This window comes from Pantoea sp. BJFS-204 (genome assembly GCF_049310725.1).
Lineage (GTDB): Bacteria > Pseudomonadota > Gammaproteobacteria > Enterobacterales > Enterobacteriaceae > Pantoea > Pantoea agglomerans.
In genome coordinates, this window is sequence record NZ_JBMOWE010000003.1 from 409,472 (window position 1) to 425,941 (window position 16,470).

A 16,470-nucleotide genomic window follows, 5' to 3' on the forward strand; every position below is an offset into this window, starting at 1 on the left:
ATAACTCTGTTCAAAAGCCATTTACAGATCGCCGTAACAGGCGCAGATGATGGGGTGCAGTGCTGTGGATAACCTTCATGAAACAATCAAAATCACGCGACGTAAAACAGTCGGATAACGGACTGAAATGAGGGTGATGTTAAATCTGGAGCGGGAAACGAGACTCGAACTCGCGACCCCGACCTTGGCAAGGTCGTGCTCTACCAACTGAGCTATTCCCGCATAGAAGGGCACTGCTAAATAAAACTGGAGCGGGAAACGAGACTCGAACTCGCGACCCCGACCTTGGCAAGGTCGTGCTCTACCAACTGAGCTATTCCCGCAAAGAGGGTACTGCTTACATTTTAAAACTGGAGCGGGAAACGAGACTCGAACTCGCGACCCCGACCTTGGCAAGGTCGTGCTCTACCAACTGAGCTATTCCCGCGCCTTGTACCGTTAATAAATTCTTCACCGGTACGGGGTGCGCATTATACGAGAAATCGTTGCTGCTGCAAGCGTCTGAAAGCAAAAATTTTCGCTTTCAGCGCGTTTGCTGATTAAATCAGCAACCTGGTGATTTCATGCGCACCCGTCGCCGATTAAAGCTGCAAAAAGTGTTCGCGGTAGTAAGCCAGCTCCGCCACGGACTCACGGATATCATCCAGAGCCTGGTGCGTCCCCCCTTTTTTGAAGCCAGGAAGGATATCGGGTTTCCAGCGACGAGCCAGCTCTTTCAGGGTACTGACATCCAGATAACGATAGTGGAAATACGCTTCCAGCTCAGGCATGTACTTAAACAGGAAACGACGATCCTGCCCGATGCTGTTGCCGCAGATAGGCGAGGTGTTCGCCGGAACCCACTGTTTCAGGAACTCAATGGTCGCCAGCTCTGCTGCGCGATCGTCAATCTGACTCTCCTTCACCCGCGCAACCAGACCGCTGTTGGTATGAGTGCGGACATTCCACTCATCCATCAGCGCCAGTTGCGCATCAGACTGATGAACGGCCATGACCGGCCCTTCCGCCAGAATGTTCAGGTTGGCATCAGTCACCAGGGTCGCAATTTCAATAATGCGATCGTGCGTCGGATCAAGTCCGGTCATCTCAAGATCAATCCAGATCAGATTCTGTTCATTTCCAGTAGCCATGCTGTTTCCTGCGGTTGCTGTAGTCGTCATTTACGATGAATAAGGTGTATCATAGACGTTTTGCCCAGCCGGGCGAAATCTGGCTAACGCTGTGAGGGTGAGTGAGTAAAAATAAACTGTCGAAGGGCCAACAACGCCGCGTAAGCGCTAACCACGATCGCCGTCTCAACCAACGCAGAGAGCGTCCGGAAGCGGATGACAACCTGTTTGGTGAAGCTGCAGATGGGGTCGTTGTCAGCCGTTTTGGCATGCACGCTGATGTTGAGGATAGCGCAGGCGTCGCCCACCGCTGCAATATCCGCCGAACCATTCGTTCGCTGGTTACCGGCGACCGGGTGCTGTGGCGTCCGGCAACCAGCGGCAACAAAGGTATTGTTGAAGCGGTGCATGAGCGCACCAGCGTATTAACCCGCCCCGATTTTTACGACGGCGTGAAGCCGATGGCGGCGAATATCGACCAGATCATCGTCGTCTCCGCAATCCTGCCTGAACTGTCGTTAAACATCATCGACCGCTATCTGGTTGCCAGCGAAACGCTGGACATTGAACCGTTGCTGGTACTGAACAAAACCGATCTGCTGGATGACAAGGCGCGCGCCTTTGTCGATAAGCAGATGGATATCTATCGCAATATTGGCTATCGCGTGGTGATGGTCTCCAGCCGGGCGAAAAACGGCATGGACGACCTGAAAGCGGCGCTGACCGACCGCATCAGTATCTTTGCCGGTCAGTCTGGCGTCGGCAAATCGAGTCTGCTGAATGCCCTGCTCGGCTTCGACAAAGAAGAGCAGGTCGCTATTCTGACTAACGAGGTTTCGGATGGCTCAGGCTTAGGCCAGCACACCACCACCGCATCGCGCCTTTATCACTTCCCGGACGGCGGCGATGTGATCGATTCACCTGGCGTGCGTGAGTTCGGTTTATGGCATCTTGAGCCGGAACAAATTACCCGCGGATTTGTCGAATTCCGCGCATTCCTTGGCGATTGCAAATTCCGCGATTGTAAACACGGCAGCGATCCCGGCTGTGCCATTCGCGAAGCGGTCGAACAGGGCAAAATCAACAGGTCCCGTTTTGATAACTACCACCGTATCCTGGAGAGCATGGCGCAGGTAAAAACGCGTAAAAATTTCCCTGATGGTGAAAGTTAATCGGTATAACCGCGTCTGAACGGATAAGCCGGGGCATTTTGCGAGGTGCATTCCAGTCGCGCGTCCAGACCGTGCAGCGTGCCGGAATTCGGGTATAGTCGCCATCTGAACGGGGCGCTGCTACAATCCGCCCCCTTTTTTACAACGTCATAAAATAGCCAGGAGGCTAAGGTGTTTGATCGTTTAAAACTCGGCTTGAATCATATTCTCCCGAAGAAATGGCTGACTGAACTTGCCGGTTGGGGCGCCAGTCGCCGCGGTGGTTGGTTGACCAAACTGGTCATTGACATCTTTGTCTGGTTTTACAAAGTCGACATGGCGGAAGCGCGTAAGCCCGATACCGCCAGCTATCGCACCTTTAATGACTTTTTCGTTCGTCCGCTGAAAGATGATGCGCGTCCGGTGGATGCCGATGCCAATCTCATCGCCCTGCCCGCGGATGGCGCTATCAGCCAGCTCGGCCACATTGATGGCGATCAGATTTTCCAGGCTAAGGGTCATCACTACACCATCGACGCCCTGCTGGCGGGTGATGAGCGGATGGCAGCCCAATTTGTTGATGGCGAGTTCGTCACCACCTATCTGGCGCCCCGTGATTATCACCGCGTCCATATGCCGTGCAACGGCATCCTGCGTGAGATGATTTATGTGCCTGGCGACCTCTACTCCGTCAACCCGCTGACCGCGCGTAATATTCCCAACCTGTTCGCCCGTAACGAGCGCGTCATCTGCTACTTCGAAACCGATATCGGGCCGATGGTGCAGATCCTGGTGGGTGCCACCATTGTCGGCAGCATCGAAACCGTCTGGGCTGGCACCATCACGCCACCGCGTGAAGGCGTGATCAAGCGCTGGCACTATCCGGCAGCGGATGATGAAAGCGCCGTGGTGCTGTTGAAAGGCCAGGAAATGGGCCGCTTCAAGCTTGGCTCTACCGTTATCAATCTGTTCGCACCTGGCCGCGTCAAACTGGCTGAAAGCCTGGAAGCAGAAAGCAAAACCCGTCTGGGTCAACCGCTGGCGATTGCGCTGCCGGTCGCGACAGACATTTCCGACGTCATCGTCGATTAAATTGAGTGTCCTCTGTGCGTTCGATTCTCCTCCTGCTGCTGAGCCTGTGGCTCAGCAGCCCGGCCTTCGCGGCCAGCCTTCCTGACGCCAGCCAGCTCAAACAGCAGCTGGAAGAGATAAAATCGGCCAAAAGTTCACCCTCGCAGGCTGAACAGATCCAGACGATTGAAGCCGCCTTAAACTTTCTCTCTGAACGCGATGAATCGCTGGAGCGCGCGGCGCAATATCAGCAGGTTATTGATGATTTTCCGCGTCTGGCGCGCGAACTGCGTCAGCAGATCGCCGCGCTGAGTGACAGCGGGAAAACCGTGCGCAACAACATGAGCAGCGCCGAGCTGGATCAGGAGATCCTGCAGGTCAGCAGCCAGCTGCTGGAAGAGGGGCGTCAGGCACGGCAGGAGCAGGATCGGGCGCGGGAAATCAGTGATTCGCTGTCGCAACTGCCGCAGCAGCAGACGGAAGCACGCCGGGCGATGACGGAGAGTGAACGCCGTTTGCAGAGCGTCAGCAGCAGTTCGCCACAGGGGCAGCTGCAGCTGGCGGCTCGCCAGGCGGAAAGCGCCGCGAATAAAGCGCTGGTCGATGAACTTGAGCTGGCACAGCTCTCTGCCAACAACCGTCAGGAACTGGCGCGGATGCGGGCTGAAGCCCACCAGCGCAAAGCAACTCAGCTCGATAACTATCTTCAGGCGCTGCGCAACCAGCTCAACGATCAGCGGCAACGTGAAGCCGAAGTCGCGCTGGCCCGCACCGAGCAACTGGCAGAAAACAGTGGCGATCTTCCGCCAGAGATCAGCGATCAGTTTCGGGTTAACCGCGAACTCTCGGTTGCCCTGAATCAGCAGGCGCAGCGCATGGATCTGGTGGCGTCGCAGCAGCGACTGGCCACTAACCAGATTATTCAGGTCCGTCAGGCGCTCTCTACCCTGCGTGAACAGTCGCAGTGGCTGGGTGCCTCTAATCTGCTGGGCGAAGCGCTACGGGCGCAGGTCGCGCGTCTGCCGGAGATGCCCAAGTCGCAGCAGATTGATAATGAGATGGCACAGCTTCGCGTGCAGCGTCTCAATTATGAAGATCTGCTGGAGCGCCAGGAGGCGCTGCGCAAGGGACGGCAGGCCGATGGTCAGCCTTTCACCGCAGACCAGAAGCGTATTCTTGATGCGCAGCTACGCACTCAGAGGGAACTGCTCAATTCGCTGATCTCCGGCTGTGACACGCTGATTCTGGAGATCACCAAGCTCAAGGTTGGCAACACGCAGTTGCAGGATGCGCTGACGGAAGTCAAAGAGGCGACGCACCGCTATCTGTTCTGGACCGCCGACGTTAACCCGATTGGTTTGAGTTATCCGCTGGATCTGGCCAAAGATCTTTCCCGTCTGCTGTCGCTGGATACGCTGGGTCAGCTCGGCAAAGCGATGGCGATGATGTTTACCAGCCGCAACTCAGTGCTGCCGATTATTGGTGCGTTGCTGCTGGTCGGCTTCAGCATCAGTTCGCGTCGCCACTTCAATGCTTTCCTTGACCGTTCCGCCAGCAAAGTCGGCAAGGTCACTCAGGATCGTTTCCGCCTGACTATCCGTACCCTGTTCTGGTCGATCCTGGTGGCGCTGCCGCTGCCGGTGTTATGGGGTGCGCTGGGTTATGGCCTGCAGAACGCCTGGCCCTACCCTATCGCCGTAGCGATTGGTGATGGCATTACCGCCACGCTGCCGCTGCTGTGGGCGTTTATGATCAGCGCTGCCTTTGCCCGTCCTAACGGCCTGTTCATTGTGCATTTCCGCTGGCCGCAAAATCGGGTGGCGCGCGCCATGCGCTACTACTCGCTGAGCATCGGATTAATTGTGCCGCTGATTATGTTGCTGATCGCCTTTGGTAATCTGGAAGATCGGCAGTTCTCCTCATCGCTGGGCCGTCTCTGTTTCATCCTGATCTGCGGGGCAATCAGCATTGTCACCGTGAGCCTGAAGCGTTCCGGGATTCCGCTCTATCTCGATAAAGAGGGAAATGGCGAGAACATGGTGAACCGGATGCTGTGGAACCTGATGATCGCTATGCCGCTGATGGCTGCCCTCGCCTCCGCTGTGGGTTATCTGGCTACCGCGCAGGCGCTGCTGGCGCGACTGGAAACCTCTGTCGCCATCTGGTTCCTGCTGCTGGTTATCTATCACATTATCCGGCGCTGGATGCTGATTCAGCGTCGCCGTCTTGGCTTTGATCGCGCCCGTCAGCGTCGTGCCGATATGCTGGCTAACCGTGCGCGCAGTGAAGAAGAGAAGGAGCAAGGCTCTCTGAACACTGATGCGATTGAAATTGAAGAGCCGGTAATTGACCTGGATGCGATCAGTGCGCAGTCGCTGCGGCTGGTACGCTCTATCCTGATGCTTATCGCCCTGGTCTCTGTGATTGTGCTGTGGTCAGAAATCCATTCGGCCTTTGGCTTCCTGGAGAATATTCAGCTGTGGGACGTCAGTACCTCAGTACAGGGCGTAGAGTCGATTCAGCCTATCACCCTGGGGTCAGTGCTGATCGCCATTCTGGTGTTTATTATCACCACCCAGCTGGTGCGCAATATGCCCGCGCTGCTTGAGCTGGCGCTGTTGCAGCATCTTAATCTGACGCCAGGTACGGGTTACGCCATCACCACACTGACCAAATATCTGCTGCTGTTGATTGGCGGGCTGATTGGTTTCTCAATGATTGGTATTGAGTGGTCGAAGCTGCAGTGGCTGGTTGCCGCGCTGGGTGTGGGACTGGGGTTTGGTTTGCAGGAGATTTTTGCCAACTTTATCTCAGGTCTGATTATCCTGTTCGAAAAGCCGATTCGTATCGGCGATACCGTGACGATCCGCGATCTGACCGGCAGTATCACGCGAATTAATACCCGCGCGACCACTATTACCGACTGGGACCGCAAAGAGATCATCGTGCCGAACAAGGCCTTTATCACCGAGCAGTTTATTAACTGGTCGCTGTCCGATTCCGTGACGCGCGTGGTGCTCACCATTCCGGCTCCGGCGAAAGTCAGCAGTGAACAGGTGACCACCATTCTGATCCAGGCGGCTGAGCGCTGCAGCTATGTCCTGGACACGCCGCAACCGGAAGCCTTCCTGGTCGATCTGCAGCAGGGCATTCAGTTATTTGAACTTCGTGTGCATGCTGCTGAGATGGGACACCGTATGCCGCTTCGTCACGAACTGCATCAGTTGATTCTCAGCGGATTTGATCAGCACGGTATTGAGATGCCGTTCCCGCCGTTCCAGATGCGTATGGAAACCCTGGGTAAGAAGCTGCCTGCCAGCAACGGTACACCCGCTGCCCGCGCCTATAAGTCTGGCGGACTGTAATGCAAAACGCCCGGCAAAGCCGGGCGTTATTGCAAGTCTGAGCCGTCAGTTACTGCTTAACGAACTCTTCGCCCTGGGCGATATCTTTCTTCAGCGTATCCAGCATGCCTGACAGCGCCTGCTGTTCGTAAGCGCTGAGGGTACCAATCGGCCTGCGTTCAGCCACACCGTTTTTACCCAGCAGCAGCGGCTGGGAGAAGAAGCGCGCATGTTCACCCTCGCCTTCTACGTAAGCACACTCCACCACATTAGCTTCACCCTTCAGCGCGCGTACCAGTGACAAACCGAAACGTGCAGCTGCCTGACCCATCGACAGCGTGGCCGAGCCGCCACCCGCTTTGGCTTCCACCACTTCGGTGCCGGCGTTCTGGATGCGTTTGGTCAGATCAGCCACTTCCTGATCGCTGAAGCTGACGCCTTTAACCTGCGACAGCAGCGGCAGAATGGTTACGCCAGAGTGGCCACCAATGACCGGGACTTCCACCTGGTCAGGCTGCTTGCCTTTCAATGCAGCCACAAAAGTATTGGCGCGAATGATATCCAGCGTGGTCACGCCGAACAGCCGATTTTTGTCGTAAACACCGTGCTTTTTCAGCACTTCTGCCGCAATGGCCACGGTGGTATTGACCGGGTTGGTGATGACACCAATCAACGCTTTAGGTGCCGTTGTGGCAACCTGTTCGATAAGATTACGGACGATACCTGCGTTAACGTTAAACAGGTCGGCGCGATCCATACCGGGCTTACGTGCGACACCCGCGGAAATCAGTACCACATCGGCACCCTGTAAGGCAGGCGTGGCGTCTTCTCCACTGAATCCCTGAATAGCCACTGCGGTAGGAATATGGCTGAGATCAACGGCAACACCCGGCGTAACCGGCGCGATGTCATACAGCGAGAGTTCTGAACCTGCGGGAAGCTGGGTTTTGAGCAGAAGTGCGAGCGCCTGGCCTATGCCGCCAGCGGCACCGAGAACGGCAACTTTCATTCTTAACTCCTTATTAAGGTGGGGCAGAGATGGGCCGAAATTCTATCTGTGTCAGACCTTAATCAACTGCTCAGGCGATGATAAATATCCGTTGTTAATTCTACGTGTTTTCACACTTAATCTCCGGATTCAAAAGTTACTTATCATTGCACCTGAATGACCGACAACTTTGCCGTCGTCAGACAGAGAACGGCTACGTGCGTTTTCTGTTACTACACCACCAATAATATAACAACTTTGCAACCTTCGCCTTCCGGGGCTGTGACGCGTGTTTTGGTCTGAGCGGATTTATTTGCTATTATCGCCGCCCGCTAGCCGCCCGGACGCTGCTCATCAATCGAACGATTGCATAAAAATGCATATAAATGCATAATCACCACTCTGCCGCGGGCGGATGCGCGGTTATTCTCTCTATTTATTGGTAACCTATGCGAAACCCATCGAAACAAGACGATCTGGTTAAGGCTTTCAAAGCCTTATTAAAAGAAGAAAAATTCAGTTCCCAGGGCGAAATTGTTCAGGCGCTTCAGGACGAGGGCTTTGAAAATATCAATCAGTCCAAAGTCTCTCGGATGCTGACCAAGTTTGGCGCAGTGCGCACCCGGAATGCCAGGATGGAGATGGTCTATTGCCTGCCCGCTGAGCTGGGTGTGCCGACCACCACCAGCCCGTTAAAAAACCTGGTACTGGATATCGACTACAACGATGCACTGGTGGTGATTCATACCAGTCCCGGCGCAGCACAGCTGATTGCACGTATGCTGGATTCACTGGGTAAGTCGCACGGGATTCTGGGTACCATTGCGGGTGATGACACAATCTTTATTACCCGCGCGCGCGACTTCACCGTTAAGCAGCTGCACGGCGCCATCCTCACCCTGTTTGAACAGGAACTCTGATCGCGGACTGACGAGAGGCCATCATGTGCCAGATCGTCAGTTCGTTCTCTCTGCTCACCCCTTTCCACAATAGTCACCCGCTCTGGATAAGTATTAAGCCTGCTTTTACACGCCCGGCTGTTGGTCAGATCGATAACTCTGCTTCACTTTCTGCGCTATTTTACACTGCTTTACATCACTGAACCGGCACCATTGCCCAGATCCAGATCAAACTCCAGCCCGATATACCTCCAACTTTCGCACTAAAAGTTAAAGTGATCTATCTCACTGTTTTTGCAATTAAAAGTGGCTTAAAGGTTACTTTTTATCCTTTTTTTATAACGTTAAGTTATTAAAAGTAGCCATAAGGATAAAGAATCACAAAAAAACATTATTAGCGGGGTATTAATTTCTTCCGTTATTAGTTCTATACTTCTTTTCGTGATGCAAATCACACTAAATAAAAAGATAAAAATAGACGACGAGGAAAAATCTATGAACGTAAAAACTACCATTGCTACCCTGAGCATTCTCTCCGCACTCTCATTTGGTGCTGTGGCAGCAGAATCTATTGATGCGTCACAGGCGCAGAATCTGCAGGCTGTCGGCACCATCAGTGTCAGCGGCGTGGCGGGTTCACCGATGGATATCAAACAGAAACTCAGCGACAAAGCCGATCAGCAGGGCGCAAAAGCCTATCGCGTGATTGAGGCATACAACAACGGCAACTATCACGCTACCGCCGCACTGTATAACTAAGGCGTAACCGATAATGCCATCTGCTCTCTGTCTGACGCGCCCTTTTGCGCTCCGGAGAGCTGAAGCAGAAATTTCAGGAGAGTTGACCATGAAAATGAAATTAGCTATCGCTGCACTGAGTCTGGCATCCCTGTTCTCAGTAGGTGCTAACGCCGCCAGCCTGGTGTCCAATGAACAGGCACAGGGTCTGCAGCCAATGAATCAGACCATCAGCATTGGTGGACGAAATGGCGACCAGACGCATATCCGTCAGGTGCTGTCAGAGAAAGCGGATGCCCAGGGCGCGAGCCACTATCGCATCATCGAAAACAACCAGGATAACACCTGGCATGTCACCGCTGAGCTTTATAAATAATTAACCGTGATGACGCCTGAAGGGCGTCAGAAGATATCGACGACCCGCCTTTACGAGAAACCGCTGGTTGTTGAATGTATTGAGGAGATAATCATGAATATCAAAACAACCATCGCTACAGTCAGTCTGCTTTCCGTTATGGCGTTCGGCGCATCAGCCGCACAGCTGGTCACCGGCGATCAGACGCAGAACCTGCAGCCTGCGGGCACCGTGACCATCAGTGGAACCGCGGGATCGCCAATGGATTACCGCGCTGAGCTTTCTCAGAAAGCGGATGAACAGGGTGCCAGTGCCTATAAAGTTATTGAGGCGCGCACCGGCGATAACTATCACATCACCGCACAGCTTTATAAATAATTCCTCGTCAGATGTATGACGAACCCTTTGGCCCCGCTCGCCGGGGCCTTTTTTCATCTGACGTTTTATCTGACATTAAAGTGAAGCTGACCTTCCAGCTCCTCTTCCGCTTCATCAAATAACAGAATCAGCGCGCCATAACGCCGTCGCTGTCCCCTGCCCAGATTAACAAATTCAATCTCCAGCGGCAGCGGTAACAGATCGCCCGTCACCACATCCCATAATCCATCCAGATCGCAGATGCGGCGCTCCTCCAGCGCAAATCGCTCGCTGAACTGGCGGAAGAAATGGGCCTGATCAACAATTTCATTAAAATCAAAACGCTCGATTTTCATGCTGACGGCTCCCATGCTCCGTCTGCGGGCGACCTTCGCCGCCCGTTACTGTCCGCTAGCTCAAACCGCCCAGGTGCAGCGCTTTGACCTCCAGATACTCTTCCATGCCGAGTACCGAACCTTCGCGGCCCAGCCCCGACTCTTTCACACCACCAAACGGCGCCAGCTCGGTTGATACGGCACATTCATTAATGCCAATCATGCCGCTTTCCAGCGCGGCTGAAACACGGAACACCCGCTGCAGATTCTGGGTGTAAAAGTATGCGGCAAGGCCGAACGGTGTATCGTTAGCACGACGGATGACGTCATCTTCATCATCAAAGCGGAAACAGGCAGCCACCGGACCAAAGGTCTCCTCCTGCGCGAGCTGCATCCCTTCGTGCGCCTCAGTAATCACAGTGGGCTGCCAGAAGTTGCCACCCAGCGCATGTCGCTCGCCACCCGCCAGTAATTTGCCACCTTTTGCTACCGCATCATTGACGTGCTGCTCAACCTTTTCCACCGCCGATGCCTCAATTAATGGCCCGACAATCACGCCCTCTTCCATGCCGTTGCCCACCTTCAGCTTGTTCACTTCGGCAGCCAGCTGCTGAGTAAAACGATCATAGATAGCATTGTGAATGTAGAAGCGGTTTACGCTGACGCACACCTGGCCCGCATTACGGAATTTGTTGGCAATGGCGCCCTGCACGGCGGCATCAATATCGGCATCGTCAAACACGATATAGGGGGCATTACCCCCCAGCTCCATCGACACTTTTTTCATGGTTTCGGCAGCATTACGCATCAGCAGCTTGCCCACCTGGGTGGAGCCGGTGAACGAGATTTTACGCACCGCTTTGCTGGCCATGATGGCATCGCTGATAGCATGGGTATCACCGGCTACCGCATTCAGTACACCATCAGGCACACCTGCCTCTTTCGCCAGCGCCAGCAGGGCAAAGGCGGAGAGTGGCGTGTTATTGGCAGGTTTAACAATGCCGGTGCAGCCGGCAGCCAGAGCTGGCCCCAGTTTGCGGGTCAGCATCGCCATCGGGAAATTCCACGGCGTAATGGCAGCCACAACGCCAATCGGTTCGCGGGTTGCCAGAATACGGGAGCCGGGTTTAGCTGGCGGGATGATCTCACCATTGGTCCGTTTCGCCTGCTCGGCGAACCACTGAATAAAACTGGCGGCGTATTCAACTTCCCCTTCCGCCTCTTTCAGGGGCTTGCCCTGTTCGGTCGTCATCAGCTGTCCCAGCCAGCGTTTGTTCTCAATGATCAGCTGGTACCAGCGAGTGAGAATTTCAGCGCGCGCTTTTGCAGTCTGCGCCCGCCAGGCGGGAAATGCGCGCTCCGCTGCGGCGATAGCCTGTTCCGTTTCAGCTTTACCCGCTTTTGCCACCTGTGCAATCACCTCACCGGTCGCCGGATTGGTCACGTCAAAGGTAGAGGCCGCCTGATGCCACTGGCCGTCCGCTAAATAGCCGGTCCGGAACAGTTGGCTCTCTTGCAGTGATTTCATTGATTCGCTCCTGTCAGTTTTGCTCTTCCGTCTGGAGAGTATAGTTGGCAAAAGCGACAGATTTTGTGATGGGTGGGGATTGCGCAGGCCGCTGCAGGTCACAGCGGCCAGATTCAGATTTGGATGAGCGTGTTCTGGTACTTATCCAGCATCATAGCCAGTCGTTTTACCGGTTCCGTTACGCTGGCGGGAGCCTCGTAATGGGCCAGTTTTTCCTGATAGACATCCAGCTCTTTCAGCAGACGTTCAAAGTAGTAACGCCGCTTGTCATCGCTGCTGGCGGAGATCACCCGGTCAGCGGTGTAACGCAACTGCCGGTGATAAGCAGAAAGATCGGCATTCACCGGCACTTCTGCGTCGCGTAACCGCTGATGACCGATGATCAGCGTCAGGGCGATGCGATATTTGTTGATATCGCCCGGAAACAGGTTCAGCAGCAGAAACAGTTGCTGATAGAGCGCTGGCAAATGGTTTTCACGCCGGCGCGCCTGATTGGTCGTCATGGCAGAGACAGCCGCATACATAAAGCGGTTCAGCAGCTTGCGGCCGGTGCGCGCTTTTGATTTATCACGAATCAGCAGGATCACCATCATCGCCACGAAGCAGCCGATGACCTGGCCCAGAACGTTATCGAGAAAGACGTTAATGTGGAATTCCATCGGATTATCCAGCACCAGAACGTTAAGGGTGCCAATCAACGCCCCCAGCGTGCCGAGCTGACGCCGCTGAATAAAGATACCACCGATAAAACCGAGCAGGCCGATTGCGATGCAGAGCAGCAGTGCGCTCTGCTGCGTCGCCGGGAGAACATACATAAAGTAGAGCGCGCCCAGCGGAACCGCGACCGTCATGCCGTAGAGAAAGTCCTTTGCCATCATCAGCGGGTTGGGCATACGCATCGCCAGTGCGGTGATGACAGCCAGCATGACCATGCAGCCACTGCCAGAGGTCCAGCCGGTATAGAGCCAGAACAGCGAACCCAGCGCGGTCGCCACAAAGGTACGGATACCATTGATCATCGCATGATGCGTTTCAGCGGAACGCGCCTGGATCACCACCTCGCGCTGCAGAATCTCCTCTTCCAGCGAGGTGATCCGGCTATTACTTTTGATCCCTTTCAGTAGCAGCAGATATTCGGTAGCAGTGCCTACCCAGCTGGCCAGCGTGACCGGCGTTGATTTGCCGCTGGCACCAATCACCCGCCGCATCACTTTCATCCGCTTATGCACCTCTTCAACGGTCGAGGCTGGTTTTTCAACCATCAGACGATACTGGGGCGGAATGTAATCAGGACGGGAATTCTGGATCAGAAAGGTTTCGGCTGCCTGTGTAATCAGCGTCAGTGACAGCGTATTGAGCATCTGCAAACGGCGATTGCTGTTCTTCCAGCGTGAGGATTCCATCATCAGCTGGCTGCGCATGCTGTTCAGCGCCGTGGTGCGCCGTACCAGCGCGCTCCAGGCTTTATCGACCTCTTCTTTATCACCGTGAGCGACGCAGAGTTGCAGCAGGTTATAGTGTGCCACCAGCAGCGAATCGACCTCAGCGTCGATCACTTTTTTAATCGAACGGGGTGAGAAAATCATGTCGGCCAGAATGGCGCACAGGATGCCGAGTACGATTTCACTGCAGCGCTCTACCGCATATTGTGGCACCAGCGTCAGACCGCCGCTGGCGTTAGCCGTCACCACAATAATCAGCGCGGTGTAGCCCGCCAGTCCGAGCGCGTAAGAGTTTTCTACCTTGATCAGCGAAGAGAGCCAGACGCAGAGTCCTGCCCAGATGCAGCACAGCAGCAGCATCACGACCGGTGCACGCACGGTGGCGATCATGATGGTCAGCGCGGCGATACAGCCAATAAATGTCCCGATAATACGCAAAACGCCGCGATAGCGCAGCGCCCCTGAATAGGGGTCCCCCCCGGCCGCAAACGCGGTACCGCCGGCCACGATACCGGCGGTCATCACCGCCCAGCGCGGCGTTTCAAGGTTAAAGTGAAAACCCACCATCAGCGCTAACACCAGCGCAAAGGTGAGCTTTACCGGGAACCGCAGGAACTCGATCATATCGCCCTCTTAACCAAACTCACGCAGGCGATTAAACAGTCGGACCATCGGTGAAACCTGTTCAGGCTGACGATCGGCCTGACCGGTGATCACCACTGTCGCTGTCGTGCCCGCCGGGAAGCGATTGCCGGGCTGCTGATCAAGCCGGATGCGAACCGGCACACGCTGCGCCAGACGCACCCACTCCAGATTGGAGTCCACCGTTGCCATGCCTTTGCTGTCGACCGAGCTGCTGCTGTTGGTGACGCCAGCCGCCACACTGTCTACGGTGCCGCGCAACACGATGTTGCTGCCAAGTGGGGTGACTTCCGCGCGGAAGCCCTTCTCCACGCCGTGCAGTTTGGTCTCTTCCAGGTAAGCCAGCACATAGAAAGAGTGCTGCTGAACCAGCGCCACGGCAACCGAACCACGGGTAATGAACTCACCCTGGTAGACATTCAGGTTGGTGACCCAGCCATCGGATGGCGCTTTCACCGTGGTGCGCTCAAGGTCAATCTTCGCCAGATCGCGTGTCGCCACCGATTTCGCCAGCTGGTGCTCGCTGGTTTGCAAATCGTTATTGGATTGCTCGATAGCCTCGCGCGACATGGCGGAGGTGCCCAGCTGGTTACGGCGCCCGGCTTCGCGACGTTTCTCACTGACCAGTGCCTGGTAATATTCAACATCCGCCTGCGCCTGATCGAGCGCTTTTTGATAGCGCGGCCGGTCAACCACAAACAGCGTATCGCCCTTCTTCACCAGCTGGTTGTCGTGTACCGGAACCTCGGTAATCAGGCCGGTGACGTCAGGGGAGATCGCCACCACGTCAGCGGCGAAACGCGCATCACGGGTCCAGGGCGATTCGGTATAGAAGACCCAGGCACGGAAAATAATGACCACTGCGATGATGACCAGCAGGATAGTAATCGCGTAGCGCGCGATTTTTCTTATGAGTGCTTTCACTTAAACCTCAGACTAATAAACGGGAGACAAGGTAAAACACACAGCAGTAAAGCGCTGTATTAAAAAGTGCCGGATGCCAGACAAGATCGTAGATACCGCTCGGCGTAAGCACGCGTTTCACTAACCAGAACAGCATCAGTGAAATAATAAGTTCGATGAAAATGGGCGGAAAAGAGAGCCCAAACATGACAAATACCGGAAGCACACTCATCACAAATCCTTAGTTCGACCTTGCCGGGATACTCATGCCTCTTCAGATGTCGCAGGAAAACCCTCTGGAAGCGTTATCCGAACCGCAGCTGGCTTAATAATAGCGTATCATCGAAGGGTATCAGGCAATGAAGAATCACCGGGAAATACCCCGGCGCGCTTATAATAACGCGCCTGACTATAAGTTTTCTACAGAATGTGATCTAAATCACTTTTAAGTCAGAGTAAATAATGGAACGACTGAAAGGCATGTCTGTCTTCGCTAAAGTGGTCGAACTGGGTTCGTTTACCGCTGCGGCGCGTCAGCTTCATCTGAGCGTCTCATCAATCAGCCAGATCGTCGCGAAACTGGAAGATGCATTGCAGGTGAAACTGCTGAATCGCAGTACCCGCAGTATCGGGCTGACCGAAGCGGGCAAAATCTATTATCAGGGCTGTCGCCGTATGCTGGCCGAAGCGACGCAGGTGCATGAACAGCTTTACGCTTTTAACAATACGCCCATTGGCGTACTGCGAATTGGCAGCTCCTCTACCATGGCGCAGAACGTGTTAGCTGGCATGACCAGCGATATGCTGCGGGAATATCCGGGGCTGAGTGTGAATCTGGTCACCGGCGTTCCGGCCCCGGATCTGATCGCGGATGGTCTGGATCTGGTGATTCGGGTGGGAGCGTTAAAAGATTCCAGCTTATTTTCGCGTCGCCTGGGTGCGATGCCGATGGTGGTGTGCGCCGCAAAAAGCTATCTGGCGCAGCATGGTACGCCGGAGAAGCCGGGTGATATCGATAATTTTTCTTGGCTGGAATATAGCGTACGGCCCGATAACAATTTCGAACTGATTGCGCCGGAAGGATTAGTGACACGCCTGGCACCGCAGGGACGTTTTGTGACCAATGATTCCCTGACGCTGATTCGCTGGCTGAAGTCGGGCAATGGCATCGCCTATGTGCCGATGATGTGGGTGATTGATGAGATCACCGCAGGCGAGATCGATATTCTGTTTCCGCAGTATCAGTCCGATCCGCGCCCGGTCTACGCGCTCTATACCGAGAAGGATAAGTTACCGCTTAAGGTGCAGGTCTGTATCGATTATCTGACCGGCTATTTTGAACAGGTGGCTGAACAGTATCAGCAGCATCGTAAAAGCTAACAATAGATTGTTGACAACATCTGTCCCGACCAGCTGTAAGACCCAGCCAGCGAAGGGAACACGGTCAGATCGGAAAGACGCAAAATCCGTCATCCCTGACACGCTCGGCCCGCGCCATCCGTGGCGCGGGACGCTTTCCTCCTCTGCCCGTGTTCCCTGCGCTTTCAGCTATTGCATTGCTGCCAGGTTCATCCGGCTATGGATTTGTCAGCATTCTGACAACCCGCC

At 54.8% G+C, this 16,470-nt stretch carries 15 protein-coding genes and 3 tRNA genes; 8 read left to right on the plus strand and 10 right to left on the minus strand.

Going from position 1 to position 16,470, the window contains the following annotated elements:
• Positions 1-146: 146 nt before the first annotated feature.
• The 4 genes from ACO6VX_RS12990 to orn all read right to left on the minus strand — a co-directional run bounded on the left by ACO6VX_RS12990 (position 147) and on the right by orn (position 1,130).
• Positions 147-222: transfer RNA gene (locus ACO6VX_RS12990), tRNA-Gly, on the minus strand.
• A gap of 25 nt (positions 223-247) precedes the next feature.
• Positions 248-323, minus strand: a tRNA-Gly gene (locus tag ACO6VX_RS12995).
• Between the two features lie 28 nt (positions 324-351).
• Positions 352-427, minus strand: a tRNA-Gly gene (locus tag ACO6VX_RS13000).
• Between the two features lie 154 nt (positions 428-581).
• Positions 582-1,130 carry an oligoribonuclease gene (orn, locus tag ACO6VX_RS13005; protein WP_010256094.1) on the minus strand — a complete coding sequence of 183 codons (549 nt, stop codon included), beginning with the start codon at positions 1,128-1,130 and terminating at the stop codon, positions 582-584.
• A 101-nt stretch (positions 1,131-1,231) separates the two neighbouring features.
• On the opposite strand from orn, the gene rsgA reads away from it, so the two are divergent.
• The 3 genes from rsgA to mscM all read left to right on the plus strand — a co-directional run bounded on the left by rsgA (position 1,232) and on the right by mscM (position 6,696).
• The gene (gene rsgA / locus ACO6VX_RS13010) at positions 1,232-2,281 is read left to right on the plus strand and encodes a small ribosomal subunit biogenesis GTPase RsgA (RefSeq protein WP_010256092.1); all 1,050 of its coding nucleotides are present in this window, start codon (positions 1,232-1,234) and stop codon (positions 2,279-2,281) included.
• A 171-nt stretch (positions 2,282-2,452) separates the two neighbouring features.
• Positions 2,453-3,352 carry an archaetidylserine decarboxylase gene (asd, locus tag ACO6VX_RS13015; RefSeq protein ID WP_010256089.1) on the plus strand — a complete coding sequence of 300 codons (900 nt, stop codon included), beginning with the start codon at positions 2,453-2,455 and terminating at the stop codon, positions 3,350-3,352.
• A 14-nt stretch (positions 3,353-3,366) separates the two neighbouring features.
• Positions 3,367-6,696: a miniconductance mechanosensitive channel MscM gene (gene mscM, locus ACO6VX_RS13020; RefSeq protein ID WP_010256086.1), complete on the plus strand. Its 3,330-nt coding sequence runs from the start codon at positions 3,367-3,369 to the stop codon at positions 6,694-6,696.
• A 49-nt stretch (positions 6,697-6,745) separates the two neighbouring features.
• Here the strand turns inward: mscM and mdh are convergent, their stop codons facing one another.
• A complete protein-coding gene (gene mdh, locus ACO6VX_RS13025; RefSeq protein ID WP_010699812.1) occupies positions 6,746-7,684 on the minus strand; it encodes a malate dehydrogenase in 939 nt (312 codons plus the stop codon).
• Positions 7,685-8,112: 428 nt separating this feature from the next.
• On the opposite strand from mdh, the gene argR reads away from it, so the two are divergent.
• The 4 genes from argR to yhcN (ACO6VX_RS13045) all read left to right on the plus strand — a co-directional run bounded on the left by argR (position 8,113) and on the right by yhcN (ACO6VX_RS13045) (position 10,033).
• Complete coding sequence (gene argR / locus ACO6VX_RS13030; RefSeq protein WP_010256080.1) at positions 8,113-8,583, plus strand: transcriptional regulator ArgR; 471 nt, start codon at positions 8,113-8,115, stop codon at positions 8,581-8,583.
• A 474-nt stretch (positions 8,584-9,057) separates the two neighbouring features.
• On the plus strand, positions 9,058-9,321 hold the full coding sequence (gene yhcN / locus ACO6VX_RS13035; protein WP_022623941.1) for a peroxide/acid stress response protein YhcN: 264 nt from the start codon (positions 9,058-9,060) through the stop codon (positions 9,319-9,321).
• An 88-nt stretch (positions 9,322-9,409) separates the two neighbouring features.
• Positions 9,410-9,676, plus strand: a complete 267-nt coding sequence (locus ACO6VX_RS13040) for a YdgH/BhsA/McbA-like domain containing protein (protein ID WP_010256074.1) — start codon at positions 9,410-9,412, stop codon at positions 9,674-9,676.
• 93 nt (positions 9,677-9,769) lie between these two features.
• Positions 9,770-10,033 (plus strand): peroxide/acid stress response protein YhcN, encoded by a 264-nt coding sequence (yhcN, locus tag ACO6VX_RS13045; protein WP_010256072.1) that lies wholly within the window; start codon positions 9,770-9,772, stop codon positions 10,031-10,033.
• Between the two features lie 65 nt (positions 10,034-10,098).
• Here yhcN (ACO6VX_RS13045) and ACO6VX_RS13050 read toward each other — a convergent pair whose 3' ends face one another.
• The 5 genes from ACO6VX_RS13050 to aaeX form a co-directional block, all read right to left on the minus strand.
• Positions 10,099-10,368 (minus strand): barstar family protein, encoded by a 270-nt coding sequence (locus ACO6VX_RS13050; RefSeq protein ID WP_010256069.1) that lies wholly within the window; start codon positions 10,366-10,368, stop codon positions 10,099-10,101.
• A 55-nt stretch (positions 10,369-10,423) separates the two neighbouring features.
• Positions 10,424-11,875: an NAD-dependent succinate-semialdehyde dehydrogenase gene (locus ACO6VX_RS13055; RefSeq protein ID WP_236352086.1), complete on the minus strand. Its 1,452-nt coding sequence runs from the start codon at positions 11,873-11,875 to the stop codon at positions 10,424-10,426.
• Positions 11,876-11,988: 113 nt separating this feature from the next.
• On the minus strand, positions 11,989-13,941 hold the full coding sequence (gene aaeB / locus ACO6VX_RS13060) for a p-hydroxybenzoic acid efflux pump subunit AaeB (protein WP_010256064.1): 1,953 nt from the start codon (positions 13,939-13,941) through the stop codon (positions 11,989-11,991).
• A gap of 9 nt (positions 13,942-13,950) precedes the next feature.
• Positions 13,951-14,883: a p-hydroxybenzoic acid efflux pump subunit AaeA gene (gene aaeA / locus ACO6VX_RS13065; protein ID WP_010256061.1), complete on the minus strand. Its 933-nt coding sequence runs from the start codon at positions 14,881-14,883 to the stop codon at positions 13,951-13,953.
• 7 nt (positions 14,884-14,890) lie between these two features.
• Positions 14,891-15,094, minus strand: a complete 204-nt coding sequence (aaeX, locus tag ACO6VX_RS13070) for a p-hydroxybenzoic acid efflux pump operon protein AaeX (RefSeq protein ID WP_010256058.1) — start codon at positions 15,092-15,094, stop codon at positions 14,891-14,893.
• Between the two features lie 230 nt (positions 15,095-15,324).
• Between aaeX and aaeR the strand changes: the two genes are divergently transcribed.
• Positions 15,325-16,242 carry an HTH-type transcriptional activator AaeR gene (gene aaeR / locus ACO6VX_RS13075; RefSeq protein WP_010256055.1) on the plus strand — a complete coding sequence of 306 codons (918 nt, stop codon included), beginning with the start codon at positions 15,325-15,327 and terminating at the stop codon, positions 16,240-16,242.
• The last annotated feature ends 228 nt before the right edge of the window (positions 16,243-16,470 follow it).